General features: G+C 48.9%; 20 protein-coding genes and 1 tRNA gene. 6 read left to right on the top strand and 15 right to left on the bottom strand.

The genetic code is table 11. The features are described from left to right. Positions 1–21 precede the first annotated feature (21 nt). The 6 genes from Q320_RS0105515 to Q320_RS0105490 are packed head-to-tail and all read right to left on the bottom strand — an operon-like array spanning position 22 to position 12,268. Complete coding sequence (locus Q320_RS0105515) at positions 22–4,470, bottom strand: type I polyketide synthase (protein WP_027468178.1); 4,449 nt, start codon at positions 4,468–4,470, stop codon at positions 22–24. Beyond that, a complete protein-coding gene (locus Q320_RS0105510; protein WP_027468177.1) occupies positions 4,463–9,688 on the bottom strand; it encodes a non-ribosomal peptide synthetase in 5,226 nt (1,741 codons plus the stop codon). Before Q320_RS0105510 ends, Q320_RS0105515 begins: the two co-directional genes overlap by 8 nt. Positions 9,689–9,692: 4 nt before the next feature. Further along, positions 9,693–10,670: a TauD/TfdA family dioxygenase gene (locus tag Q320_RS0105505; RefSeq protein ID WP_027468176.1), complete on the bottom strand. Its 978-nt coding sequence runs from the start codon at positions 10,668–10,670 to the stop codon at positions 9,693–9,695. Positions 10,671–10,681: 11 nt separating this feature from the next. Further along, positions 10,682–11,344, bottom strand: coding sequence for a 4'-phosphopantetheinyl transferase superfamily protein (locus tag Q320_RS18595; RefSeq protein WP_051534494.1), 663 nt, complete (start codon positions 11,342–11,344; stop codon positions 10,682–10,684). After that, positions 11,328–12,053: a thioesterase II family protein gene (locus Q320_RS0105495; protein ID WP_027468175.1), complete on the bottom strand. Its 726-nt coding sequence runs from the start codon at positions 12,051–12,053 to the stop codon at positions 11,328–11,330. Before Q320_RS0105495 ends, Q320_RS18595 begins: the two co-directional genes overlap by 17 nt. Beyond that, entirely contained in the window at positions 12,053–12,268 is a 216-nt protein-coding gene (locus Q320_RS0105490) for an MbtH family protein (RefSeq protein WP_027468174.1), read from the bottom strand. The genes Q320_RS0105495 and Q320_RS0105490 overlap by 1 nt, the downstream gene beginning before the upstream one ends. A gap of 284 nt (positions 12,269–12,552) precedes the next feature. On the opposite strand from Q320_RS0105490, the gene Q320_RS18590 reads away from it, so the two are divergent. Next, on the top strand, positions 12,553–13,068 hold the full coding sequence (locus Q320_RS18590; RefSeq protein ID WP_035852357.1) for an RNA polymerase factor sigma-70: 516 nt from the start codon (positions 12,553–12,555) through the stop codon (positions 13,066–13,068). Between the two features lie 113 nt (positions 13,069–13,181). Then, on the top strand, positions 13,182–13,376 hold the full coding sequence (locus tag Q320_RS0105480; protein ID WP_027468173.1) for a FecR/PupR family sigma factor regulator: 195 nt from the start codon (positions 13,182–13,184) through the stop codon (positions 13,374–13,376). Between the two features lie 247 nt (positions 13,377–13,623). Here the strand turns inward: Q320_RS0105480 and Q320_RS0105475 are convergent, their stop codons facing one another. The 5 genes from Q320_RS0105475 to Q320_RS20615 form a co-directional block, all read right to left on the bottom strand. Beyond that, complete coding sequence (locus tag Q320_RS0105475; RefSeq protein ID WP_027468172.1) at positions 13,624–13,818, bottom strand: hypothetical protein; 195 nt, start codon at positions 13,816–13,818, stop codon at positions 13,624–13,626. A 531-nt stretch (positions 13,819–14,349) separates the two neighbouring features. Then, complete coding sequence (locus Q320_RS0105465; protein ID WP_156938988.1) at positions 14,350–15,039, bottom strand: hypothetical protein; 690 nt, start codon at positions 15,037–15,039, stop codon at positions 14,350–14,352. A 141-nt stretch (positions 15,040–15,180) separates the two neighbouring features. Beyond that, positions 15,181–15,402, bottom strand: a complete 222-nt coding sequence (locus tag Q320_RS20620) for a helix-turn-helix domain-containing protein (protein WP_027468170.1) — start codon at positions 15,400–15,402, stop codon at positions 15,181–15,183. After that, on the bottom strand, positions 15,300–15,632 hold the full coding sequence (locus Q320_RS22295; RefSeq protein WP_444542284.1) for an AAA-type ATPase lid domain-containing protein: 333 nt from the start codon (positions 15,630–15,632) through the stop codon (positions 15,300–15,302). The genes Q320_RS20620 and Q320_RS22295 overlap by 103 nt, the downstream gene beginning before the upstream one ends. Then, positions 15,619–16,161 (bottom strand): sigma-54 factor interaction domain-containing protein, encoded by a 543-nt coding sequence (locus Q320_RS20615; RefSeq protein ID WP_027468169.1) that lies wholly within the window; start codon positions 16,159–16,161, stop codon positions 15,619–15,621. Before Q320_RS20615 ends, Q320_RS22295 begins: the two co-directional genes overlap by 14 nt. Positions 16,162–16,623: 462 nt before the next feature. Between Q320_RS20615 and Q320_RS22195 the strand changes: the two genes are divergently transcribed. The 3 genes from Q320_RS22195 to Q320_RS0105435 are packed head-to-tail and all read left to right on the top strand — an operon-like array spanning position 16,624 to position 19,115. After that, positions 16,624–16,824: a helix-turn-helix transcriptional regulator gene (locus Q320_RS22195; protein ID WP_051534492.1), complete on the top strand. Its 201-nt coding sequence runs from the start codon at positions 16,624–16,626 to the stop codon at positions 16,822–16,824. Positions 16,825–16,856: 32 nt separating this feature from the next. Next, positions 16,857–17,066: a plasmid mobilization protein gene (locus Q320_RS0105440; protein WP_027468167.1), complete on the top strand. Its 210-nt coding sequence runs from the start codon at positions 16,857–16,859 to the stop codon at positions 17,064–17,066. 18 nt (positions 17,067–17,084) lie between these two features. Further along, on the top strand, positions 17,085–19,115 hold the full coding sequence (locus Q320_RS0105435) for a relaxase/mobilization nuclease domain-containing protein (RefSeq protein ID WP_027468166.1): 2,031 nt from the start codon (positions 17,085–17,087) through the stop codon (positions 19,113–19,115). Between the two features lie 253 nt (positions 19,116–19,368). Here the strand turns inward: Q320_RS0105435 and Q320_RS0105430 are convergent, their stop codons facing one another. The 3 genes from Q320_RS0105430 to Q320_RS0105420 all read right to left on the bottom strand — a co-directional run bounded on the left by Q320_RS0105430 (position 19,369) and on the right by Q320_RS0105420 (position 23,480). Then, positions 19,369–21,063 (bottom strand): AAA family ATPase, encoded by a 1,695-nt coding sequence (locus tag Q320_RS0105430; RefSeq protein ID WP_027468165.1) that lies wholly within the window; start codon positions 21,061–21,063, stop codon positions 19,369–19,371. Between the two features lie 617 nt (positions 21,064–21,680). After that, positions 21,681–21,770: transfer RNA gene (locus Q320_RS0105425), tRNA-Ser, on the bottom strand. 189 nt (positions 21,771–21,959) lie between these two features. Next, a complete protein-coding gene (locus Q320_RS0105420) occupies positions 21,960–23,480 on the bottom strand; it encodes a fumarate hydratase (protein ID WP_027468164.1) in 1,521 nt (506 codons plus the stop codon). A 228-nt stretch (positions 23,481–23,708) separates the two neighbouring features. Between Q320_RS0105420 and Q320_RS18575 the strand changes: the two genes are divergently transcribed. Beyond that, positions 23,709–24,494, top strand: coding sequence for an NUDIX hydrolase (locus Q320_RS18575; RefSeq protein WP_051534491.1), 786 nt, complete (start codon positions 23,709–23,711; stop codon positions 24,492–24,494). Here Q320_RS18575 and Q320_RS18570 read toward each other — a convergent pair whose 3' ends face one another. Continuing rightward, positions 24,495–26,618, bottom strand: a complete 2,124-nt coding sequence (locus Q320_RS18570; protein ID WP_169734432.1) for a GGDEF domain-containing phosphodiesterase — start codon at positions 26,616–26,618, stop codon at positions 24,495–24,497. Positions 26,619–26,692: the final 74 nt, after the last annotated feature.

The following is a 26,692-nucleotide window of genomic DNA, read 5'->3' as shown; positions in this document are numbered from 1 at the left end:
GGGCGCGGGCGTGTCAGGGACTTAGGCGGTTTCTAGCTCTTCTATCAGTTTGATTTCGACCAATTGCGCTAAGCCCGCAATGCTGAGATTTTTAAAGAAATCGGCAGGATGAATTTCGACTTCCCAGATCGCCCGAACCTTAGAGAGAATTTGAATCGCCAATAAAGAATCACCGCCGAGTTCAAATAAATGATCGTTAATACCAATCGGTGCGAGGCCCAAAGCGGCACTCCACAACTCGGCCAGACCACTTTCTAAATCATCATTCGGCGCGAGATACGTTTGAGATAAAGCAGGACGTGGATAGCAGTGCGTTTTTTGTAGCAACGGTTCTAAAAGCTGATGCGACAATGGCAATTTCTGGGTGTACTCAAGTAAAGCTGACCAAGATTGAGTTGACACCATAATTTGTGCTTGTCTACCGTGGTTTAAAATACGCTCAAACGCCATGCAGCCTAATTGCGGATCCAGCCCCAAATCGCTGACGGCCTGCAAATGCGCAGCCATACCCACGTCACGCCAGCTATCCCAATTAATTGAAACAATCGGTAGTTGTTTGCCATATTCAGCAGCCAATGCATCCAAATAAAGATTTGCAGCGCAATAATCAACCTGCCCAAAGCCACCAACAAGGCCAGTAATTGAAGAGCAAAGTGCCATAAAATCGAGATTATCTCTTGCTACAGCAGTGAGTAACGCTGTAGTTCCTTGCATCTTGGGAGCAAAAACCCGAGCAATCGCTTCAGGTGTTTTCAAGCTCATCACCCCCCCACCCGCCACCCCTGCCGCATGAATCACGCCGTGGATTGCACCAAACCGCGCTCGGACTTGCTCTAGCGCCTGATTGAGCGCGGCAGTGTCGCAAATATCGACGGCCAGCACTAATACTTCGGCGCCTAGCCCTTCTAATTGCTGAATTTGCTCGATTTTATTGCGTGTGCTTGCGTCGAAATCGCCGCGGCCCCAGATTGAGCGCTCGGGCAAGGGCGTTCTGGCGAGTAAGACTAATTTGGCTTTCACGCTGCGCGCCATATATTCGGCCAGAGCCAAGCCGATGCCGCCCAGACCGCCGGTGATTAAATACACGCCGCCGTCGCGCAAGCTGCTGCGCTCTGGTTGCGGGCGGGCAACGGATTCAAATGTTTGCCGCCAGCGCCAGCCTCGGCGCAAAGCGACCAGCGTTTCGTCCGCTTTCGCTCGCGCTTCTGCGAGCAATTGCTGTGCAATTTGTTGGTTTTCAAGCCCATCATTGCCCGCGACGATATCAATCGCCTGGCAATGAATCTTCGGATATTCCTGTGGAATTACTTTGCACGCACCGAGCAAAGTGGCTTTAGCGGCGCAGATTGGGTCAATGCCGCTGATGTCGGCCAGATGATTCGCCACGACGGTCAAGCTCAAGGCTTGCGACGGCAGCGCTTGCATTAAATACAGCAAGCTAAAAAATCCAAGCGCTTGCGCGCTGGCAAAATCGGGGCGAGATGCGGTGACATTCAATAAGTGGAAAATTTGCGCAATATCGCCGTACTTTTCGCCTACTTCACGCATTAATCGCTGATAGTCGCCAGCCTCATCGACGCGAATGGTATAGCGATCTGCGCTGGCGATATAGGCATCGCCAGCGTCTACCATGATGACGCGCTGCTGCACCAATTCGGCCAGCAAGGCGTCGGCAAGCCCCGTTTGGTCGGCAAATACTAAGACGACCCCGCTCAAGTCAGACTCCGAATTGCGTGGTAATTCAATGCGTTGCCACGACGGAGTATAAAACCAATCGTCGATACCACGCGGCGGTGTTGTGGCGATAACGGGCTGCGCCGTGCTGCGCGCCCAATACGATTGCCGCTCGAAGGGATAAGTCGGCAACGTCACTTTATAGCGTCGCTCATCAGCGCAAATCGCCGACCAAGCGATGTCGATTCCGGCCAGCCAGAGCGAGCCGACGGCCATTGCAATCGCAGGGATAGTCTCTGAAGTCGCAGAGTCTGCCAGTGGATGTGCTTGCGATGCAATCGGCAAGAATAGCAAATCTGCGCGGCGGCGAACTAATTTACTCAGCGTGTCACCCGGGCCGACTTCAAGTAAAACGCTAGCAGGGTTGGCCAGCACCGTATTGATCCCATCGGCAAACCGCACCGTACCGCGCAAATGCTGCGCCCAGTACGCAGGGTCTTGCGCTTGCTCGCGACTTAAAGCGAGCCCAGTCACATTGGAAATCAGCGTCATCGTAGGCGCATTGAGCTGAATGCTGTTTAGCAGCGCAATAAACTCGGGCAAAATGGGTTCAACTATAGACGAATGGAATGCGTGCGACACGTGCAAACGGCGAACTACGCTGGTGCCGGCGGCAATTAAGTCGTTTTCCAATTGCGCAATCGCCGCGATGCTGCCCGAAGCAACGCATAAACCTTCGGCGTTGACGGCCGCCAGACTGCAATCCTCGTTCAAATACTGGCTCAGCTCGGTTTCTGGCAAACCGACGGCCAGCATCGCGCCAGCGGGCAGCGATTGCATCAATTGTCCGCGCGCAACTACAAGGCGCAAGGCATCGGCCAAAGAAAATACGCCAGCCAAACACGCAGCAACGTATTCACCAATGCTGTGCCCTATCATCGCCGATGGTCGTACGCCCCAGCTTTGCCACAATAAAGCCATGGCGTATTCGACAACAAACAGCGCTGGTTGCGTCAATTCGGTTTGCGCCAGCTTGCTCGCAGCCGCGTCACGATCCAGCGTCGATGGATACAGGCTAGGGTAAAGAACAGTCTTTAAATCGAATCCCAACAGCGGTTCTAGCTGTTCGCAACATTGATCGACGCTTTGCCGAAACACCAGCTCGCTTTGATACAGCGCCAAGCCCATGTCGACGTGTTGCGCGCCTTGCCCTGGGAACATCATCACCAAATTGCTGCTCGTGGCATCCCGCACTGCGCCATCCATCCACTGCGAGCAATCATTGTTTTGCGCAAGGCAAAAACTGCGCTGATTCAATTGCTGCCGCCCCGTTTGCAAAGTAAACGCGACATCGGCGATGTTCTGCTCAGGGTGCTGTTCGCGATGTTGCAGCAAATTGGCCTGCATCTTCAGTAAAGCAGTTGGCGTTTTGGCGGAAAGCGGCAACACATGCCAGCTACGCTTTGACGCTGCGCGATTGATGGCGGGCGCTTCTTCCAATACGACGTGGGCATTGGTGCCGCCCATGCCAAACGAGCTAATCCCAGCGCGCAATGGCTCGCGATTAGCCGACGTCCACGGTTTGCCATGCTGGTTGACGTAAAACGGGCTGCTGGCAAACTGAATTTGCGGACTGGCTTGCGTGAAATTCAAGCTGGCGGGCAAGTAACGATTTTTGAGCGCCAAAGCGGTCTTGATTAAGCCCGTCACCCCGGCTGCTGCGTCCAAATGGCCAATATTCGTTTTGACCGAAGCAATGGCGCAAAATTGCGTCTTGCTCGTACTGGCTTGAAAAGCTTGCGTTAACGCGGCGATTTCAATCGGATCGCCCAGCGTCGTGCCGGTGCCATGCGTTTCAATATAACTGATGTCGGCAGCCGACACCTCGGCCATACTTTGCGCCGCCAAAATCACATTCGCCTGCCCGACCACACTGGGCGCTGAGTAGCTGACTTTATTCGCGCCGTCGTTATTAATCGCCGAGCCTTTAATCAAGGCATAAATATGATCGCCATCGGCCAAGGCATCTTCTAAGCGTTTTAATACCACCACGCCAACACCGCTGCCGATCACCGTACCTGCTGCGTCGGCGTCAAAAGCGCGGCAATGCCCATCGGGCGATAAAATCGCACCGGGCTGATATTGGTAGCCCAATTCTTGCAATAAATTCAGCCAAACACCGCCTGCCAACACAATATCGGCGTCAAAATTAAGCAGCCCACGGCAAGCTTGATGCACCGCCACCAAAGACGTCGAACACGCGGTTTGTACCGACATCGCCGGGCCGCGTAAATCGAGTTTGTACGCCACACGCGTCGCCAGCGCGTCTTTCTCATTGCTATTCATCAAGCTCAATACCGCGCCCACGTCGGCTTGTGCGGCCAAGCTGGTTTGTAAATGCTGCTGCAAATACAAATTAGTCCCCGCGCCAGCGTAAACGCCAATCGGGCGAGATTCTCGGCGGCTATCAATGCCCGCATCTTCGAGTGCCTGCCATGCGCTTTCTAAAAACAAGCGCTGCTGCGGATCGAGATTTTCTGCGTCTTTGGGCGTGTAACCAAAAAACGCCGCGTCAAACTGATCCATTCCGGCGAAAACAACGCCCGATTTAACATACGCCGGATCGGCCAGCGCCGCTGCAGTGACGCCGCGCGCTAGCAATTGTTCGTCGCTAAACTCGCTCACTGCCTCAACGCCGTCACGCAATAATTGCCAAAATTCAGTGGTATTGCTCGCACTCGGAAACTGCCCAGCCATGCCGACAATCGCAATTTCTACGCCGTTGTATTTACGCATTTTGTGTCTCTTTACGCGGATTCTGTTTCAGAAAACCTGCGCGTTGGCGCTGCGCTCGATCTTGATGGTCTTGCGCAGACAACGCTGATTCAGGCGACGCTTGCAGGTACTGCGCCAAGCTCGCAATCGTTGGATATTTGAATAAATCGACCACGCTGAGCGTCGGCGCGAGTGTTTGCGTCAACAGCTGATGCAACTTCATCGCCAACAGCGAATTGCCGCCGATTTCAAAAAAACTATCGTGCAGGCCGACGCGCTCCAATTGCAACAACTGCTGCCACACCGCCGCCAGCGCTTGCTCAAGCTCGCCTTGCGGCGCGATATATTCAGCAAGGGTGACTTCAGCCTTCGGCAGCGCTTTACGATCAACCTTACCGTTCGGATTCAGCGGCAAGGCGTCGAGTGAGACCAAAATACTCGGCACCATATAGTCGGGCAGTACAGCGGCGATGGCGGATTTGAGTTGCGCGGTGTCAAGCGTGATGCCTGCGTGTGGTGAAACGTAGCCAACCAATCTCACACCACCAGGCCCTTCTTGCGCCACCACCACCGCTTCGCGTACCGATTCTTGCGCCAGCAATTGCGCTTCGATTTCACCCAGCTCAATCCTAAAACCACGAATTTTCACTTGATGATCGAGACGCCCGAGGTATTCCAGTTGGCCGTCAGCGCGCCAGCACACCAAGTCGCCGGTGCGATATAAGCGGCCGCCGTTTGGATCAAACGGGTCGGCAACAAAGCGCTCGGCGCTGAGTTCTGCACGATTCAAATAACCGCGCGCCAGCAAGGCACCGCCTATATAAAGCTCTCCGGCCACACCTAACGGGACGGCATTTAGCTCGGCATCTAAAATTCTTAATTCCCGACTCGACAATGGCGCACCAATCGGCAATGACTGCAGCTCTTCAAGACTCGCATCGGTGCAATCCCACGCCGCAGCTTCGACCAAAATTTCAGTTGGGCCATAGGTATTGAGCAATTTAACGTGCGACAAACCTGCTTTACGCCACGCGCTCAAGCCCTCGAGCGCCATTGCCTCGCCGCCAGCATGTACTTGGCGCAAACGGCCATAATCACGCGGCCCCATTTGCGCAAAATCCTGCGCCAATAAGAACCAATACGCCGTCGTCAAATCAGCCACTGAAATCCCAGTGCGGATCACTTCACGGTAAAAGGTTTCGCTATCCCATAAGGCATTACCACGCAAAACGAGCGCAGCTCCCGCGCAAAATGTCGGGAAAAATTGCTCAACAAAGCCATCAAAATTCAAAGTAGAAAACTGTAATACCCGATCCGCGGGCTGCAATTGAATAAATTGCATCGCACCTTGGGTATATTCAGCCAACGGCGCATGCGCCACCGCCACCCCCTTCGGCTTGCCCGTTGAGCCCGAGGTGTAAATCACGTACGCCAAATTGTCGCCGTGGATGGCGACGTCGGGGTTTTGCGTTGATTGCGTCGTCAGATCCAATGTATCCAGCATGATGACTTGGCTGTTGGCGCTTGGGATTCGATTAATGAGCTGGGTATTTGTCAGCAACGCATTTATTCCGCTGTCTGCAACCATATACGCCAGTCTATCTTGTGGGTATTCAGGATCGAGTGGCACGTAAGCGCCGCCGGCTTTAAGTACCGCAAGCAAGGCAACGATCATATCGACGCCGCGCTCCAATGCGATGCCGACTTTGCTTTCTAAGCCCACGCCTTGCGCGATCAAATAATGCGCCAGCTGATTGGCGCGTTGATTCAGCTCGGCATAGCTCAATTCAATCTCGCCAAAAATCAACGCCGTCGCCTCAGGCCGCTGCGCGACTTGCGCCTCGATTAAGCGATGCACCGGCTGAGCCGCGTCAAAGCGCTGTGGGTTATTGCCCAGCGTTTGCAGCGCGTGCTGTTCGGCGATGCTGAGTAGTTTCACCTCGCCTATCGTCGTATTCGGCGCGTCGACCAAGGTCGTAAGCATATTGATGTAATGCTCGGCCATTTGCGCCATGCGCTGGGCGCTAAATAGCGGCGCGGCGTAAACCCAGCGCGCGTTAATGCTGCCGTCGGGCTGCTCAAGCGTTTCTAATGTGATTTCAAATTGCGCGGTTTGTGCTGCCATCGGGTAAAGCTCGATGCCAAGGCCGCTGGTGCTGCGCAGTGCGCGGAAATCTTCGCGCAAATGATTGAACATCACTTGGAATAAAGGCCGTTGCGAGCGCGAAATATTCAGCCCGTCGAGTAATTGCTCAAAAGGCAAATCTTGATTCAACTGCGCGCCGCGCAGGTGTTCTGTGCTGCGCTGCAATAGATCAGCCAAGCTCACAGAGCCATCAACGTTGGTGCGCAGCAATTGCGTATTAACAAAAAAGCCAACCAGTGAGGTCACTTCGCTGCGCGTGCGATTGGCGACGGGAACGCCAATGCGAATTTCGTTTTGCGCCGAGTAGCGATACAGCAGCGCTTGAAACGCGCTCAGTAATTGGGCAAACAGCGTCGCGTCGTTGTGCTGTAGCGCTTGCGCCAAACGCGGCGGAATCACAAAATCGTATTGCGCTGCGGCGTATTCAACATCAACTTGGCGCGGAACGTCGCTGGGTAATAACAACACTGGATGCTCGTCGCCTAGTTCATTTTTCCACCACGCCAATTGCTGCTGCGCGACATCGCCAGCCAGAAAATCGCGCTGCCATTGTGAGAAGTCGATGTATTCAATCACCGGGGCCGCCAGCGCGGGCGCTTGGCCTGCCACGGCGGCGTCGTAGAGCGCAAATAACTCGTCCAGCAAGACCTGCATCGTGCCGCCGTCGGCAATAATATGGTGCAGTACCAGCACCAACACCGATTCTTGCTGAGAAACACGAATCAGACCTGCGCGCAGCAAGGGCGCTTGGCTTAAATCAAATGGCTGTATTTGCCACGCGCGGGCTTGCGCTGCGGCTTTTAATTCACACTCACCCAAGCTGCAATCGCGTAAATCCAGCTGCGCAAGTTCCAGCGTCAACTGTGGCAACACGTGCTGCTCGACCATCAAATCGGCGTGCGGTACAAACACGGTACGCAGCGCAGAATGACGATCGACTAAGGTTTGCAATGCACCATGCAGCGCAGCGCAATTAAGCTCACCGTGCAAGCGCAAACCGCCTGCAATATGATAGGCATTGCTGTGTGGATTAATTTGCCACAACAGCCATTGCCGCAATTGCGCAAACGACAGCGATGCTCGGTCTAGATTTAAGCGGGGAATCGCTTCGTTTTGAATCTGCGCGCCGCTACTTTGCAAACGCATGAGTTCCGCCGCCACGTCGCTGAGTTTTGCGCCAGCAAAGAGCGCTGACAGCGTGAAATCAAGTTGCCAATGTTCGCGAATTTGGGCGACTAATTGAGTCGCCAGCAACGAGTTACCGCCTTGGCTAAAGAAATGTGCGTGGCGATCGGCAATGTCTTTTTTAAGCAGCACTTGCCACAGCGCGGCTAATTGAACTTCGATTTCGCCAACGGGCGGATCGACATGGATGGCCTGAGTTTCGCCCAGCGGCCAAGCGCCAAATTCATAGATCGCATAAGCATTCAGCGTTCGCGCTTGCCAGCCTGTGCGGCAAGCGGCGCGTTGCAATTTGCCGCTCGAAGTTTTCGGCAAACTGCCTGGGTGCAGCAACACAACGACCGCTAAAGCCTCGCGGCAAATTTCGCTGGCGGCTTGGCTTAAGACTTCGTACAGTGCCTGCGGCGGGATTAATTTTTGCCAATTTTTAGATACTTCAAGTGCGACACCGACGCCCTCACCGTTCGCACCAGTGACTGCAAACGCAGCCACACGGCCTTTTCTGACTACCTCGACTGATTTTTCTAAGGCCTGTTCAATATCCTGCGGATACACATTATGCCCGCGCAAAATAATCAGGTCTTTGCGCCGACCTGTGATATACAACTGCCCCGCCTGCCAAAAACCCAAGTCACCTGTGCGTAACCAGCGCTGGCCGCGATGCTCGACAAAAGCCTCCTGCGTCGCCGCTTCTTGCTGCCAATAACCTTGCGCAATACTCGGGCCGCTGACCCAAATTTCACCGACGTCACCGTCGGCGAGGACGTTTAAGCCAACTGGATCGACGATATTGACGCAATGCAAGGACGGCGCAAAGCCGCAAGCGACTTGCACATCGCCGGCCTGATCGACTACGGCGCGGCCTTGCGCCAGTTGCTCACGCGAGAACGGCAATTCCACCACGCCACTGCCCGACTTACCGCCAGTCACAAACAGAGTCGCCTCGGCTAAACCATAGCAAGGGTATGGCGCTGCTGCGCTAAATCCAGCGTCGCCAAAATGTTCAACAAACGCAGCCAAGGTATCGCTACGCACGGGCTCTGCGCCCGAAAACATTAAGCGCCAGCGCGATAAGTCCAGCGCTTTGATTTGGCTGGGCTTGATACGCTCGACGCACAAACGATAAGAAAAATCAGGGCCGCCGCTAATCGTTCCGCCAAAGCGCGAAATCGCTTCTAGCCAGCGTATAGGGCGCTCCATAAAGTAAGCCGGACTCATCAACACAACCAAAATACCGCGATGAATCGGCTGTAACAGACCACCAATCAAACCCATATCGTGATAAAGCGGCAGCCAAGACACGAACACATCGTCCGTATTGACCGATAAACCCTCTTCAATCGCTCGCTCATTCGCCATTAAATTGGCGTGACTCACCATCACGCCTTTAGGTGCCGATGTTGAACCCGAGGTGTATTGCAAAAATGCAATCGCATCATCTTGTACTGGAAAAGGCCGCCATTGTTCTGCGGCATCCCAATCGGCCTCATCCACCGCCAACACATCCGCCACACCCAGCGCCGACATCGCGCCGCCGACCATCGCAATAATGGCCGAACTACTTAAAATGCACGCGGCTTGCGAATCAAGAGCAATGCCCGACAAGCGCGCCAAATGCTGCTCTTTCAGCGATTCGGGCGGAAAAACCGGAACGGCAATCACACCAGCGTAAAGGCAAGCAAAAAAAGCCACGACATAATGCTCGTCGTTATCCAACAAAATTAAAGCTCGATCGGCAGGCTGACAACGTTGCTGCAATACCGCAGCCAGCGCTCGCACTCGACCATCCAATTGCGCGTAATTCAATGTCAACTCGCCGCTGCGGCTGAGCACCACCAAAGCGGCATCATCTGGGCGAGACAAGGCAAGATCACGTAAACATTCGACCATTGTGTGAGGGTATTTTTTCACTGGATTAACCTATTAAAATCTGTTCGAGATTGGAGTGTGGTTCAGACATCGCGACAACGACTTTTCTTGCGCCAGAAAATGGCGTCCGTGCGTGCGCTGCCAGCATATTGTCGAGCATCAAAACATCGCCTGCTTGCCACGGAAACATCACGGTTTCCGCCGCGAGTACGGCTCGTACCTCGGCGAACATTTCATCGGGGATGGCGCTTCCGTCGGCAAAATAAACATTGCGTGGCAGATTTTCTATGCCTAGTAATTCTTCGAGCGACTCGCGTACTTCTGGCTGTAAATTGGACGCATGGAATAAATGGGCCTGGTTAAACCAAACCATCTCTCCTGTTATTGGATGTTGCTCAACGCCTTGGCACAGCTGACTGGTACGTAAATCACCATCTTCTTTCCATTCCCATTGCACGCCGATACGCTGACAAATTGATTCCACTTCAGCAGGATCGGTCGTGTTAAATACCTGCGACCAAGGTAGGTCGAAATCGCCGTAATTTCGTACATACAACAAGCCCTGGGCAAAACGCGCACGAATCTCGCTCGGCATGCGCTGATAAATTGCCCGACTATCCGCAATCGGCGTTTCACCGCCACTTTGCGCCGCAATCACACTGTGAAACCAAATTTTCATCGGCCATTCCCGCGTATACGCTTGCTCGTTATGCAAGGGAATGTGCTGATGAGCGGGGTATTCGGTCGATGTGTATACCCCAGTTGAAACCGCCGTACGGGGCGTAGAAGCAAACTCATATTTCAATAAAGGATGACCAAACGACGCGGCAAATGCCTGAAAACTGGCAACATCTGGCACCGAAAAGCCGCGCAATAACACGCCGCCGACGCGTAATAAATGCGCGTCAATGTATGGTTTTAAACGCAGAAATGCATCCAATAGTGCCTCACCATCAAAAGCAGGCTCGATCAAAACGGGTAATTCAGACGCGATTGGTGCTTGTGATATAAACGGCGTTTTCATTGTTTACTCCGCTAAATAACATCAGTTGCAGTTGAATAAGGTAGGACCAAGGCAATGGCGGCGACATAGGCATTGGAGACTTGGATGGGCCATGCTTGCAGTTGTTGCGCCATGCCAGCCGGATAAGCCAGTTGATAGCGGCTTTGTTTTAGTCGATGCACCGCGATGCTTTGCAAATGCTCGCTAATCCCACAACCCAGCGCTTTTAAACACGCCTCTTTGACGACCCAGCGTTCGACCAACTCGCCAGCGCCCTGCTCATCGGGGTGCAGTAATAAAGGTGCAATATCGGCGAGGGCGGCGTTCGTTTGCTTCATCTCGATGTCCACCCCGACCGCGCCCACCTCGGACACAGCGATCAAACCACGCTCGGCAGAATGCGACACATTAAAATCAAGCCCCATTCCTTCAGGCAACAAGGGTTTGCCATAAGCGTTGTAATCAATTGGCACCAGTTGCGGCGTTAAATCCAATTTACTCGCCAGCAAGCGGCGCAGTTGCGCCCGAGTGCGAATGGCGCGTAAACGATCAATGGGTTTATGCAAGCGTAAAGCTCGGGCGCGTTCATCGTCACTGAGAACCAACCAGTCTTGCTGCGCTGACGGTGGAAAAAAAGCATATTCCAACTGATAAACTTCAACGCCCTGCGGCACGTAATCATGCAATCGCTGCATCTGCCCGCTCCAGCGTCGCCAATTGCCGTGTTAACAGGCTCAGCAAAGCGGCCTCTTGTTCACGTAAATAAAAATGCCCGCCTGCAAAGCAATTTAAACTAAAGCTCGATTGCGTTTCTAATTGCCAAGCGCGTAACTGCACCTCGGTAATTTCATCATCACGACCGGCAAACACATGAATGGGTATATCAAGAGAGGCCGCATCTACATAGGTAAAATCGTTGCATACCCTGTAGTCGGCAGCCAGCACATCAAGCGTCATGCGGAGTAATTCAGCATTGCCCAGCACCGCGTCCGATGTACCACCTTGACGCTTTAAATCGGCGATCAAGGACTGATCGTCATACATGCCAGCAAAACGATCAGGATCTCGCCGTGCTGGCGCTGCCGATGCAGAAACAAATAGCCCCAGCGGCAGCGGTTTGTTTTTCGCGGCCAACTGGCGGCACACCCCATAAGCCAATAAAGAACCCATGCTGTGTCCAAACAAGGCGTAGCGCTCACACGGTTTGAGCGCCAACTGGCCAACGATCCACTCGACGAGTTCGGCATAATGCGTCAGCGGCTTTTCATCAATCAGCGCGCCACGACCCGGCAATTCCAATGCCAGCAATTTGATATGGGCGGGCAAAAAACGCCGCCAACGCAAATACATCGTTGCGCTGGCGCCAGCACACGGCAAACAAATTAACGTTAAAGCCGATGACATTACTGAGCCTGTTCAGCCATAAATCGGCGCAAGCTCAATGGACGCATATCAGTCCAAGTTTGCTTGACGTAATCAAGGCAATGTTGCTTATTGCCTTTGACCCCGGTATCAGTCCAACCGCCCGGTACTGCTTTAAAATCAGGCCAGAGCGAGTACTGGTCTTCATGGTTCACCAGCACTTTAAAAGTCCCATCTTCACGATCAAAATAACTCATTTTTTCCTCACTAAAAGTCAATGGCTCCGCATAGGAGTAGGCGCCTACATAGGTATGACGAAGCACCGTGGCGCTTGTTTACAAACTACTGCGCATAAAGTAATTCATTGGAGGTGAGCACGATGGTGTAAATGCGGCACTATCTGACAAGGAAAGGATGGGACTTAGGAAATTATTTAACTTTTAGCAAGTTAAAACTTACATTATTAAAAATATTCATCACCAATCTAAATGATAACGTGTATCATTTAATCTTTTGGCATACCTAAATACGGGCGGCTGCAGTGAGTGAAATTGATTTTGAAAGCGAGTTAGCGATCAGTTTTCAGGCGAACAGAGCGCACCTAAAACGAATCGCATTACGAATTTTGGGCAATCCAGAACGCGCAGAGGACATCGTGCAGGATGCATATCTAAAAATCATGCAATTACAATCAGCTATACAAGCAAAACAACCAATCGCCTACCTAACGCAAGTGGTGCGAAATTTAGCGATCGATGTAAAAAGAAGAGAGTCTCTTGAGCTAACTTACTTTGCCCTGGAGGATGAAGGCCAGATGGTCGCTGACACATCGCCACTACCTGAAATGCAACTCATCACCGAACAATCATTGCGTTTGCTCAGTGCAGCATTAAAAGAATTGCCCGCACGGACTCAGCGCGTATTTGTGATGTATCGTCTAGAAGGATTAACTCAGAGGGAAATTGCTAACCTCCTTGGCGTATCCGCCACTCTGGTTAATTTCATGATAAAAGATGCGCTAACTCAATGCAGAGGCGCTTTATACCCAAACACGTAATTAATTGGAGCGTGAAACTAGTTCGCTTTTGCTATACTTTGGATAAATAAGCCTAAACAAATACTTTCACCAGGCGTCATCTATGTGAAGGCATCATTTTAAAGGGGTTCAAAGTGTCTAATAGCAAAACCGAAGACTCTAGCTGGCAAACTGCAATGGATTGGTTGATGCGTGAAAATGAATCAGCACTCAGTCAAGCTGAAATGATTGAGCTAAAAACCTGGCTTGCCAGCGATACTCAGCATCAAAAAGCCTATCAAGAAGCGAAGACGATTTGGCTTGGTAGCTGTTTTATCCCAACTAATTAACATCAGTCCCCACGAATTCTCAGAATGAAGCATCAAGTCACGCATCTCTGAATACAGCCAATCAAAGCACGAGCAAATACAATTGAAATATTGCGGAGATTTGCCGAAGCGAAGTTGGTTTTGGGGTAAAACTTGGCTTTGGTTTTGCCGTTGTTTTCACGGGATTAGCCAATACTGAATCGAACCGATTTTCGCGGCGGCTGTTTGGCTTGAGTCAGGCCAGTATGGCCTGCTCGATTTGATTACGCTAATAGTCTGCTTCAGCTTCTGCTGGTGGAATATGGCCAATCGCCCCCCGCAAAAATAGTGACAAACTGTGATCATTTTCCGCAACTTTTGCCCAACTCATTACAATGACTGGGCGAAAGTTGGCAAGGTCGATTGCTTTTGCCAACTTTCTATTCACATTGCCAACATTCCATTCGTTTTGCCAACCTTCCATTCGTTTTGCCAACTTTCTATTCACTTTGCCAACTTTCTACGCTGAGCTAGTCCATTGCAGCGAACTTCTTGCGCGAGTTCGGTCGACAGCGAGAACAAGGGCACAAGTGGACAACAGATTGTTATTACGTTTTAATTTTGACTAATTAATGGCTTAATTACATGAAAATTACTAATAAATCGAAAATTAACTTATAAAAACGTTATTTTTTGAAAATCGAAAAAACGTAAGACAAACTCTCATCTTGCGTTTATTACCTACCTAGAAACAGAAAGCATGCTGCAAGCTTTTTCGGTATCAAATACGCTTTCCACCTGATCAGCTGTTTTAAATTATCGCGACACAATTTGCCAAGCCGCACATTATTTTCTGCTGTAGCCGCTAAAATCTCGTAATCCTTGGATAGGCGACCAAAGTTGCCTATCCATGCAAACGTACTTTCAACGACACAACGCTTCGGCATAACAGCTAACCCATCTTTGATTTTGGTCGAGACACAACACGCCAATTTTAGTCGACTTGCCACGTCATTCATCGCTTGCATGAGGGACGACTATTGCCGTTGTCATCCCACAAAACATAGTCGGGATAACCGATGCCCGTTTCGGTACCTTGATGTTGAACTTCCACCTCTAGACCAACGGCTGGATTGAGCTTGGCTGCGGTAGGCACTGACCAGCCAACCAAAGCAAGGTCACGATCCACCATGTATTCACGGGTTTTGTCTTCCAAGAAATGAAGTTGCCGAACGCTGGCTTGGATTTGCAGAGCAAACGGCTCAATTTTTTCCTTGGGTAAAGGACTATTTGCCTTGCCGATAACAGCGCGTTGAGCTGCTTCACTGGCGCGCAAAGCTTCCAGTTCGGCGAGCATCGCTTTGATTTGGATTTCTTTGGCCGAGTTTTCTTCTGCGAGGCGTTTTTTCTCGCGCTTGATCGCAGCTTTGCTGTCGATGCCTTTGGTTGGTGGTTCTTTGTAGCTGCCGAAATCTTCTACTTTGCCGCCAGTGAGTGAAACATGAACCCCGCGAGCCAATTGCCATGCTTCGTGCAAAGCACGCAGCGCATCCATTGGGCGAATGGTTTCACCGTGCGCGGCACTATTTTCCAGCCGACGCAGTAAATGAAATTTATCGAGCACCAGTTTATCGACCATGCGCTCAGCTAAATTTCTTAACTTGACGAGCTCACTTTCTGGATCAGTATATATAGTGCTCGGCATAGCCGCCCATATTGGCTAGCTCTGGGTAGCTAGCGCGTAATGGTTCAAAATTCAGTGATTGCAGGTCTTGCATCAACATATCTGGCAAGCTCGCTATTTATTCGGTTTGTGAATAGATAGCCAGAAGTGTGCCAGCCACCTTTAGTCGGTTTGTTCGTCGCTGGAAATACCGAGTTTTACCATGCGATTGCTCAGTGTTTGGTAGTTCGTGATGTTCAAATATTCGGCGGCTTGCTTCTTTTTTTCTGATGCTTTTTTCATTACACGCTGCAAATAATGGCGTTCAACCTGATCCAAAACTGCTTGTAAATCAAAGCCTTTGTGTAATGGCTGATTGAGCACTTGATTGGTATTGGCTGGCATCTGCAATAGATTTCTGCTGAAATCGGCGCACTGATTTCACTTTGCCGTGACCAAATCGCTGCGCGTAAAAGTGTGTGGTACAACTCGCGGATATTGACTGGCCACGCATGGTTGAGCAGAATATTTTTTGCATCAACAGAAATTATTGTATTTTGCCACTCGGGTAAATCACGGCTGTCGTTATTGATACGCGCCAAGCTGTGCTCGATAAGTAATTCAATGTCTTCCACACGTTCGCGCAGCGCGCGGTAAATGAATAATGCCCACCGCAAGGCGATGAAACAGGTCTTCACGGAAGCGCCCAGCGGCGACTTCAACCATTAAATCACGATGCGTGGCTGCGATGATGCGCACATTCACCTTAACCGAACTCGTTTCGCCGAGCGGCATGATTTGGCCTTCTTGCAAGGCGCGCAGCATTCTAGCATGCGCATCAAGCGGCAAATCGCCAATCTCGTCTAAAAATAGCGTGCCGCCATCCGCCTCTCTGAAGTGCCCTAAGCGCGCCGAGTCTGCGCTGGTAAACGCGCCGCAGTTCACGGCAATCAATCGCTGAGTATTGCGCCGACTGGCTTCATGAATCGCAGTAACAAATAATTCTTTACCCGTGCCGGCTTCACCCAAAATCAATACCGGCACATTGTGCACGGCAACGCGGCGCAAGAGATCGATTTGCTCTTGCATGTCAGCACTGCGATGAATGATTTTGGAAAATTCAGGCGCACTACTGAGTGGCGCGCTGGCAAGGCGCTCAGCCAATTGAACATCTTGCAGATCAATCCCGACAAATAAGCCATTTTTTCTTCATGGCTCAACCTTGCCCCAAGGTCGATGTAAGGATAAGAATATTTATCTTTCTGAAAAAAATCTGCGATTCATCAAGTAAATGCCAGCACATATCACCGCTGTCAGATCTGGTTTTACAGCCTTAAAAAAGAATGAAGTTAATGAAATTACAGGCCTAATTTCATTAATGGTTTTTTTACATATAAACAATATGAGTTTTCGAATATTTTTATTGATTTCTAACGCGAGCCCTTGAGTCAATTCACGAAGAGTGTAGTCTTAGCGCTATTGGACAGACAATGCGAGATGTCCTGGCCCTAAAACTATTCGAATCATGTGAGCAACAAAAAAATTTAATGCAATCTATCGCGAGCCCTTGAGTGAAAATTTTAAAAGTGTAACCTAACCGATATTGAGAAAAAAGTGAGGCAACAGATGCATAAAATTATCCGAATTAGTGACGCTGCAAAAACACTAGGCATTTCACGAGCCACACTATATCGGCTCGTGAAATCTAAAGCACTGCCAGAACCCGTGAAAATCACACCGAACGGCCGAGCCTCTGGTTTTTTTGACTTTCAGATTGAACAATACATTTCTGAAATCGAAAACAAAAGTAAAGAACAAAGTTGCTAATAAACTCATTGGACAAATGAATTGGAGACATCATGGCAAAAAGCATTACATTTCGAGTTACAGACACTGAGCACGAAGAGATTTTCGAAGATGCGGCGGCTTGCGGTAAGACAGCGACTGATTTGATTAAGTTGTCATATTTTAATATTCGCGAATACATTCTACATCTTGAAAATAGAAACTCTGCGGTAGAAAATGAACTCAGGAGATTCAAAGAGAATTATTTGCAGACTAATGGCTGATATTACGAGGTTGTTGAAATGAACTTTAAGATAATCAAGATTAAAAAAGAATGGGCCGAAGAGCCAAGATTGCTAATTGAGTACATCAACGACCTGAAAAATATCAACACATCGCCTGATTTGTACAGCTTGAAAATGCTGAATGGCTTGACTAGCAGCCTTATCGATGAAATTGCGAAATTCTGTTTCGACTTAAAAAATGCGAGAAGTAACGCAAAACCGTTAATACATTTAATGGTCAGTTTTTGTTCTAGCGAATATCCATCCTATTTAATGGTCAGGAACATCGTCCAGAAGATTTTACAATCAATTGGAGTCGGTGAGCATCTAGCATTTTACAAATTGCATCAGGATACCGAAAATCTTCATCTTCATATTGCGCTTTCTAGAATTGATCCAATTTCGAAAAAAATCATTCAAATTGAAAATGGTTTTATTATAAAAGCGATACGCCGAGTGGTGGATAGAATTGCGGCAATTGAAGGATGGCGGCAAGAAAATAACAGCAGGACATTTATATCGATGGACGAGGTTTCAGTGGATAAAAAATCTAGCATTCTAAGCAAAACGACTGAATCCATTAATAGAATGCTGTTCTCTGCGTTTGAAAATTCAACAAACTGGGAAGAATTTAAAACGTATTTATTGCAAATTGGACCAAGGATTTCTATCGACAAAAAAACTAACGGCAACGATGAATTAATCCTAATTTTTAATGGAGCAGTCTTTTATGAAAAAGAAATTCCAGCTCAATTTTCTTATCAAGAACTTAAAAAATATTTTGGCAATTACAAGGAGTTAAATCATGGATTCAAACCCAACAAACACTCAGAGTTTCACGATGAATACTTTGGGGAGCGAAAAAACAATAATTTGTCACCACAATTGCTTGCATGCACAAATATTCGCGACAGAGGAGCTTGTGCCGGTAGTTTTTTGCATGCGCATGCGCTCATTAATCGAATTAAAAATTCAATTGTGCGACGGGAATCCTGTAGCACTGCCGAGCAATCTAGAGTAATACAAAAAGATCTAGGCTTTAGCTCAAAAATTTGTGAGCTATTTAAAAGGAGAAAAGAGATTTCTCTGATTTTTCGATGCGGTAAAAACCCAGATTTATTCCAATTCGCCAGTAGCGAGTTGAGTGCAGACTTTCTGATGAATTTTTTAAGGAAAGTGAGGCTCTCTAAAAAACCCATTGATTTTTACTTGGGCTTCGACATTTCAACGTGGCTATGTTTCAAAATTAATAGTGATGCGCTTGCAAAGTTGGATGAGCTACCTTTTCAGATATTCGTCACTCAATATCTTGATGACTTTTATGTGGCGATTGGTATAAAACCAGTTCTTCTTGAATTTAAAAATGCTAGTTATTTGGCAAAAAAAGCTATCTTTGGCATAATTAAGGATAAAATCAGCATTGATAACAATTATCAACAAGAAGTCGGTTTGCCGATTTATACGAAAGATCAAGTAGAAATTGTGATCACGAAGAAACGATCATACCAACACGATGCTGATTTTGTGGAGAAAATCAATAGAAGGATTGAGGAGGATGTCTGCAAAAAGAATGGCGTAGATCGAGCAGATATCAAGACCTTATTAAATGAAATCCGGCCAAAATACACCAGTTGGAATGTTCATTTTACTAGGGAACTCTTCCTTTTTTATTATATTGGACACCAAAAATTTGGTAACCAATTATCTAGAGAGTTGATTGCTGACGCATTTATGGAGGTCGCAAAGAACCATGGCTATACCCGGGCTGAAATAGATGAAATGGTTATAAATTTTAGCTTGGTTTGCAATAATGAACCAAAACAAAAGACAAGTACTGCGCTGAAAAAGAAAAAATTTACTACAAATGATTTACACGAAAAATGTATTAAATCTTTTGTAAACTTCGATATCACGGAAGTTAAAGACGTATATTGGAGTGCTCTGCTGCATGAAAACCACTCTGGAGTTGAGATGAATGCACATCCAGAAGGAATGAGCCTATCTATCAGTGGTGAGAACGAGCAACTCTACAATATGCCCTATGAATAGCATGCGCTTCTAAGTACGCCTCAATCTCAAAGTAGCAATAAGCGCTATTAAATAAATCAGAATAATTAGTACCTCGAACTCGCGCAAGGAGTCTGAGACTTTACCGAAAGGTTCAAGTTCAGTCTTTATTTCTGAGCAATTTCTTTACTGCAATCAACTGTTTGTAGTTCTCTGTGACGTCCAGTTAAAATTTAGCGGGCGCAAACAAAACGGCAGCGAAGGCTGCCGTTTATTTTTTCTGTTTAACATAATTTTAATGCTTGGTTAAAAAACCGATTCCAGGGTATGGGTTGTTTTTCGGTGGCTCGGAAGACGGTATCGGTTTCAAAAGATATTGCTGCGTTTCAACGGCAGAAACATCAGTGACATTATTTAATCCGTTCTCGATAGCGAGTACGATTTGGCGCCGTAATTCCCTGACACTGTCACTTTGAAAGACAATCACCTTCAGTTCAGTTGCACCGATTTCCGGTACAAAATACTGGCTAATTTTTCTTTCTTCCAGCTCTTGCTGATAAAAAATTTGCGCTAAATCTCGCATTTCTTGCTGACTTGGTGCCTTGATTGAATTTACTTCAAGACGGCTTTTTAGTGGCGCACTTAAAAAGTCACTCTCGTTGGCCGTCAATATAAAACTGATGTGATGCATATCAATTGGCGCTTCAATGAAGTTGTCCATAAAACAACGTGAATTTTCTGGCTCAAGCAACATTAAAATTGTATCCGTTAAATGTCCGTGCTGACTGCCGCCTGCTTTATCGACCTCATCAAGCATAATGATTGGATTTGCAATTTCACATGTGGCGATAAATTTTGCTGGGCGCCCCGCATCCGAGCCAGTCCATTGCTGTTGTGAGCCCCGCAGTATCATCACATCGCCATTCCCAGCCAGTTGAATATTTAAAAACGGCAGATTCAGCGCCTTGGCAATTTTTGTGCACAGCCACGTCTTCCCATTCCCCGGTGGCCCGATTAGGAGCTGACTGCCCAGATGAATTGGGTGTCTGCTTAAGCACTGCATGACTAGCCTACTTCTTAGCTTGCCAAATAAGGTTTTAAATTGGGGGTATGCTGCCATCAGAGCACTGATTGCATCCACATCCTCTTGTGCAGCCATGCGCAATGGCTTAGGTTTTATTAATTGCTTTAGGTATTCCGCTTTTGGGCTTTCAGACTTCGCGGCAGCCAACTGCTTAATTTGCCTTAACACGACAGTGGGATCAGCAAGTACCACCGTGTTTTCCAATAAAGTCGGTAGAGTATGCTGGCCGGCGAAAGGTAGTGAAATCAACGCCTGGCTTGATTCAAATACCAATGGAAATGGATTAACCCAGAACCAAACATTGCCTTGCCGTTGATGCGCCCAACTGCTCTGCAAGTATTCAAAATCAGGATCACTCAAGTAGGTGACTAAGCTTGCGTGTTGTTTAAGCGGCAGCAGATCAAAATGACCATCATCCGCATTGCCTTTAATTTCTGCAATCGGCAACGCTAATTCAGTGCAGACTGACTTCACTAAATCAACGATTTCTGGCGACGAATAAGTCGGCAAATGGAAAATCATTGGCTGTCGCATATTGAAAAGCTCTCTACGCTGAAGCTCCGATTTAAACTTCTCAGCCCATTCTGGTTTAGCGACTGCATCGCAGTTGTGCTCGTCAACAATTTCTACGCCGATATATTCGTCATCATCAGAAGTTGGACCATCTAGGAACATTTCTAAATCGACAAAATCATAATTGGCACCATCAGAATAGCTTTTTAGCACACGCAATCCAGTCACTGCTGGGAGCGCACAAGGTCCTGGGATGATATTCGGTGTGTTCTTGGGATCGTTCAAATGGGCTTGAGCGACATAACTTAAGCGATGCGTACGCGCTAACTTTTGATAGTCAGGCAAGCGCTTTATGTGGTGTGGTGAGGATGCAAAATAGATTGGCTTAGTCATACAAACACTCCTTGATTGAATGATCATTAAAAGAGCCATATAAACCCCTGGGGATCAATAAGTCCTTCTAAAGATCAATATACACGTAATTTTATTATTTTCAAGTCATTTTAACCTCTAGAAGGTCTATATGACTTATGGCGGATTCTTAACTGGTCTACATATTCAACCCATGACAGCTTTGGAGATTGGTGAGGTCTAAATATTTCAGTGGTGTTAAATGTGGTGTATATGACTGAGTGGAAATTCGGTTGAACGTTTGAAGTGCAAGTTTGTTGTGCTGAGGAGTGAATTGACTTGTTTTGAGCAAACGCTGGCATCAATCAGTCTGCATGAAGCTTTGAATGAAGTTGGGGTCGTGCGTTAAATACTCGTTAGATCTGCTGAGGCGTGAAATCTCAGGCCTGGAAATTTGGCGTGAATTGCTAGTGGCAAGGGCAGCTGAATAGAAGTTTTATGAATCTGTGTATGCAAACAGCGATTTAAGCGGAGCGAAGGATGTAATTCATTGACCACAATGAATCACAACAGCTCAATCTAAGTGGTGGGAAAAGTGGTGGGAATAATTTTTTTAATATAAAAAAGCCCTGAATAATCAGGGCTTTAATATTTTATACTGGCGGAGAGAGGGGGATTCGAACCCCCGACAGGGATTAACCTGTGGCCGCTTTCCAGGCGACTAACTTAAACCACTCATACATCTCTCCGCAAGAGAGGGCGAATCATACCGAACCCCTCCCCTCGTGGCAAGCCAATTCCCAGATTAAGTCCGCCTATCCAAACGCATCACTGCAATCCGATTCTAATTTCGCCTCGATAAAAAGCAGGGCGTCACTCGTGCTGCATCGAGCCAGAACAAACGCAAACTCAATCAGCGTGCCGTGCGTTCACACCTATCAAACACTAGCAACCGGAATGACACCAATCTTGGCTTGCCACTCTTTCGGTGCAATCGCGTGTACCGAGGTACCGTTTGAGTCCACCGCCACCGTCACTGGCATATCCACGACGTCGAATTCGTAAATGCCTTCCATGCCCAAATCTTCAAAGCCCACTACACGGCTGGCTTTGATGGCTTTAGAAACGAGGTACGCAGCGCCACCAACGGCCATCAAATACACCGATTTGTGTTTTTTGATCGCATCAATGCCCGCAGGACCGCGCTCTGCTTTGCCGATCATGCCGAGCAGCCCTGTTTCGGCCAATACTTGCTCAGTAAATTTATCCATCCGCGTTGCAGTAGTTGGGCCCGCAGGTCCGATTACTTCATCGCGTACGGCATCGACTGGGCCGACGTAATAAATAAAGCGGCCAGCGAAATCAACCGGCAGTTTTTCGCCTTTATTAAGCATCTCCACCATACGCTTGTGCGCCGCGTCGCGGCCGGTGAGCATCTTGCCGTTCAGTAGCAGCGTTTGGCCGGGTTTCCAGCTCGCCACGTCTTCACGCGTCACTGCGTTCAAATCAACGCGAGTTGATTCGCTCGATGGTGTCCACGTTACATCTGGCCAGTCTTCCAGTTTTGGCACTTCCAGCACCGCAGGGCCTGAGCCATCGAGCGTAAAATGCACATGGCGCGTTGCCGCGCAGTTTGGAATCATCGCCACTGGCAAGCTGGCGGCGTGCGTTGGGTAATCTTTGATTTTGACGTCAAGCACCGTCGCCAAACCGCCCAAGCCTTGTGCGCCGATACCGAGCGCGTTTACTTTTTCGTATAACTCGATGCGTAATTCTTCCACGCGATTCGTTGGCCCGCGTGCGATGAGATCGTGAATGTCGATTTCTTCCATCAACGCTTCTTTAGCCATCACCATCGCTTTTTCAGCCGTACCGCCAATGCCAATGCCGAGCATGCCTGGCGGGCACCAGCCCGCGCCCATCAAGGGCACAGTTTTGATGACCCAATCCACAATCGAGTCGGAAGGATTCAGCATGACGAATTTAGATTTATTTTCTGAGCCGCCGCCTTTAGCCGCAATGTCGATATCCACCGTACAGCCCGGCACGATTTCGTAATGAATCACCGCTGGGGTGTTGTCCTTGGTGTTTTTACGCAAACCGGCGGGATCGAGCAAAATCGAGGCTCGCAATTTATTATCTGGATTCAGATAAGCGCGGCGTACGCCTTCGTTAATCATATCGGTGACGCCCATCGTCGCGCCTTCCCATTGCACATCCATCCCAACGCGAACAAACACCGTCACGATGCCGGTATCTTGGCAAATCGGGCGATGGCCTTCGGCACACATGCGACTATTGGTTAGAATTTGCGCAATCGCGTCTTTAGCGGCCGGGCCTTCTTCTAATTCATAAGCGCGACCCAAAGCTTGGATATAATCTTTCGGGTGGTAATAGCTGATGTATTGCAGGCTGTCGGCGATGCTGCTGATGAGATCGTCTTGGCGAATTTTGCTCATGGTGCTCTCCGTAAAAATCCAGTTTTATGGGGCGAATTGTAGCGCATCTGGCGCGACTACTAAGCACTCGTGCAAAAGTTTTCTAGCAAGGCAAAGGTGCAGCAGGCACTTCACACCTACGATTCTGAAGACGCTGAAACAAGAAAATCTTTGCTTAAGAACTTGCCGCGCCTTTACGCTAATTTATCCATTCATTTTGATCTTAAAATCAAACTCCAGCGAGAATGTATGTCTTGTATTGCTGATTATTTAAAATGCCAACCGCAATTTTCCAGTAAAAACCTAATTCGTCTTCGGCTTGAGCAACAAGCCGCGGGCTGGTTAGAGCAATCAACCGTGCAATCGCTTTTTGCGCTAGCCCCCGAGTGGCGAGTCGTCGACAGCACCATTAATCTGAACGGTGCTGATCTTGCAAAACAGCTGCATCTCGCGGCACAGCACTTGCACGACAATGGCCTCATCCAAGGCTGGCGTCATGAAAACTATGGCGTTTGCGTAGAAAACATCGTCGATGAAGTGGATTTCACCAAGCCAATCTGCGCTCTTGAGCGCGCCAGCTTTCGCCGTTTTGGTTTAGTCAGCCGTGCGGTACATATCAATGCGTATTACCCCGATGGCTCGATTTGCTTAGGTAGACGAGCAAAAACAAAGAGTATTGACCCCTACCTATTAGATAATATGGCCGCTGGCGGTATACCCATAGATGAGGACATTCACGACTGCGCGATCCGTGAATTATTTGAGGAAGCCGGCGTGCCGCATGCCATCGCAAAAGACATCCAATTGATCAATACCGTTCGCGTTCAACGTAATGAGATCGACGGCACGCACGATGAAGTGTTGTACTGCTTTGATTTAGCGCTGCCTGAGCATTTTCAGCCGCAAAATCAAGATGGTGAAGTCGCGGCTTTTTATCGCTTCACACCAACGGAAGTCAGTGAAAAACTCAGCGAAATGACTTGGGATGCAGGACGAGTAACGGCGGAATACTTATTACGTCACGGCTGGCGTTAATTAAAAATTAGCCATACTGGGCGGGGTTAATTCACTAGGATGATGTGGACCTTGCGCCAGCCAGACGAGCAAATCACTCGCCGCCATGGGCTGTGCAATTAAGTAGCCTTGCACTTCATCGCAGCCCATCACCGCCAGCGCTTGCCAAATGCCGATGGTTTCCACCCCTTCGGCAACGACTTTCAAACCTAAGATATGGCCGATCTCTATCATCGAACGCACAATCGATACGCTTTCAAACGTGCTATTCATCGACATCACAAACACTTGATCGATTTTTAGCTCGTTGACGGGCATTTTGGCCAAATAAGCGAACGATGAATAGCCGGTACCAAAATCATCAATCGACAGCTGTACACCCAAGCGACGTAAACGCGCCAGATTTTGCAGCATCGCATCGGGCTTATGCATGACGCCGGTTTCAGTGATTTCCAAGCATAAATTGGCGGCAGTGCCCGCGATATTGAGCTGCGCCTCCACAAAATCAACAAACTGGGCGTCCTCCACATCGCTCACCCCCACATTAACCGACACCAAAATATGAACGCCCTGCCGATTCCATTCTATTTGCTGACGCAAAACCTCACGCAACACCCACTCAGTAATACCGCGCAATTTGCCGGTTTTTTCCGCAAAAGGGATAAACAAACCGGGCGAAATCCAACCGCGACTCGGATGCTGCCAGCGCACTAGCGCTTCGGCAGCGCTGACCATGCCCGAAGCCACATTGATTTTAGGCTGGTAATACACCACCAAATGATTTTCAGTTAACGCTTCACGCAAATCGCCCAGCAAAGTAAATTGACTAAGGCGGCTTTCTTCGCGTGTCGGATCATAAGTCACCGAGCTCTCCCTATCCCGCTTCGCAAAAAACATGGCCACTTCGGCATGCCGCAGCAGACCTTCGGCATGATCTGCGTGCAAGGGATAAATGGCGATACCGGATCGAATTGCCACATTGACCTTTTGCTCGCCTAAGACAATGGAAGCCGCCAATATCGTCTCAACCGTCTGCAATTGCGCTTGAACTTGTGATTCGTTGACCGCACTGAGCAGCAGAGCAAATGAATTACCCGAAACTCGACTGACAATTCTCAATTGATCCGGCTGCAACTGGCTTAGGCGATCCGACATCGTACACAAAACTCGATCACCCGCTTCAAATCCAAACGCGTCATTAATATAGCGAAAATCGGTCAAATCAATCATCACCACCGCCAACCATGGCTGCCCTTTATTGATTAGCCCTGTTAGCAGCTCGGCAAATTTCACGCGATTGGGTAATCCAGTTAAACGATCCGAAAAAGCCAGTTGGCGCATCAAATGTTCACGCGCAGAAATCGCATCGCCCATCGCATTAAATGCCGAAGCCAGATTACCTAATTCATCATGCCGATGCATCGGCATCCGGACATCAAACTCACCCGCCGCAAAACGATGCACGGCTGATGAAAAGCGTCGTAATGGCGCGGTCATACGGCTGGCCAGTAGCCATGCCATGACGCTACCCAAAGCAAATAGCAACATGCCAAATCCGATTGCACGCAACTGAATGCTGCTTTGCCGAGCTAAAACCTCGGCCATCGCAATATCAGCGCCCAGTACATAGAATTGCCCTTGCCCATACGGCATCGCAATTGCCAGCGAGCGAAACTCACCGTACTGATCTTTCAGAGTGCCACGATAATTTTTACCCGTTTCAATCACCGATTGAATGGCACGCTGCTGGTCGGCGTAGCTTTGGCCGAAATGGCCATAATTGTTTTGCTGCGTTTCGCCTGGCGTCGCACTATCGGCCAGATAACGCACCTGCTGATCCACTTTTGCCAGCACATATAAATAGCTGACCCCGACTTGGGTCGCATATTGATTGAGTTTACTTAGATTGTTGAGATAGGTATCTTCTTCCACCAATTGATTCAAAAGGGCTTGGTCAATATACCCATCAGGGAGAACAAAAGGAATGGCCCGAGCGGCGGAGAGCAACCGCCCGTCTAGCTCCGACATCAAAGCGGTATTCGAGAAATAATACAGGCTCATCGATAAAGCGATTGAAATCAATAAATTCAGCGCCAGCAAAACCAAAAGCACCTTGGTCCTGGCTCCGCGAAATTTACTCTTCATTCGTGCACTCAGATGCAAAGTGTTCCCCTTGATGCCGCATTCAGTCCTTTTCATTAATAGACTGAATTGCTGCA

Origin of the sequence: Deefgea rivuli DSM 18356, from assembly GCF_000620145.1 — a bacterium.
GTDB lineage: Bacteria > Pseudomonadota > Gammaproteobacteria > Burkholderiales > Chitinibacteraceae > Deefgea > Deefgea rivuli.
This window is presented reverse-complemented; position numbering and strand designations above follow the sequence as displayed.

Bases quoted from the DNA above. Each gene is read 5' to 3' on its own strand.
- Q320_RS0105430 (WP_027468165.1), bottom strand. From the start codon at position 21,063: ATGACTAAGCCAATCTATTTTGCATCCTCACCACACCACATAAAGCGC.
- Q320_RS0105515 (WP_027468178.1), bottom strand. From the start codon at position 4,470: ATGCGTAAATACAACGGCGTAGAAATTGCGATTGTCGGCATGGCTGGG.
- Q320_RS18570 (WP_169734432.1), bottom strand. From the start codon at position 26,618: ATGAAGAGTAAATTTCGCGGAGCCAGGACCAAGGTGCTTTTGGTTTTG.
- Q320_RS0105490 (WP_027468174.1), bottom strand. From the start codon at position 12,268: ATGAGTTATTTTGATCGTGAAGATGGGACTTTTAAAGTGCTGGTGAAC.
- Q320_RS0105505 (WP_027468176.1), bottom strand. From the start codon at position 10,670: ATGAAAACGCCGTTTATATCACAAGCACCAATCGCGTCTGAATTACCC.
- Q320_RS18575 (WP_051534491.1), top strand. From the start codon at position 23,709: ATGTCTTGTATTGCTGATTATTTAAAATGCCAACCGCAATTTTCCAGT.
- Q320_RS0105440 (WP_027468167.1), top strand. From the start codon at position 16,857: ATGGCAAAAAGCATTACATTTCGAGTTACAGACACTGAGCACGAAGAG.
- Q320_RS0105465 (WP_156938988.1), bottom strand. From the start codon at position 15,039: ATGCCGAGCACTATATATACTGATCCAGAAAGTGAGCTCGTCAAGTTA.
- Q320_RS0105420 (WP_027468164.1), bottom strand. From the start codon at position 23,480: ATGAGCAAAATTCGCCAAGACGATCTCATCAGCAGCATCGCCGACAGC.
- Q320_RS0105495 (WP_027468175.1), bottom strand. From the start codon at position 12,053: ATGTCATCGGCTTTAACGTTAATTTGTTTGCCGTGTGCTGGCGCCAGC.
- Q320_RS0105475 (WP_027468172.1), bottom strand. From the start codon at position 13,818: ATGGAAGGTTGGCAAAACGAATGGAATGTTGGCAATGTGAATAGAAAG.
- Q320_RS22195 (WP_051534492.1), top strand. From the start codon at position 16,624: ATGCATAAAATTATCCGAATTAGTGACGCTGCAAAAACACTAGGCATT.
- Q320_RS20620 (WP_027468170.1), bottom strand. From the start codon at position 15,402: ATGCCAGCCAATACCAATCAAGTGCTCAATCAGCCATTACACAAAGGC.
- Q320_RS18595 (WP_051534494.1), bottom strand. From the start codon at position 11,344: ATGCAGCGATTGCATGATTACGTGCCGCAGGGCGTTGAAGTTTATCAG.
- Q320_RS0105435 (WP_027468166.1), top strand. From the start codon at position 17,085: ATGAACTTTAAGATAATCAAGATTAAAAAAGAATGGGCCGAAGAGCCA.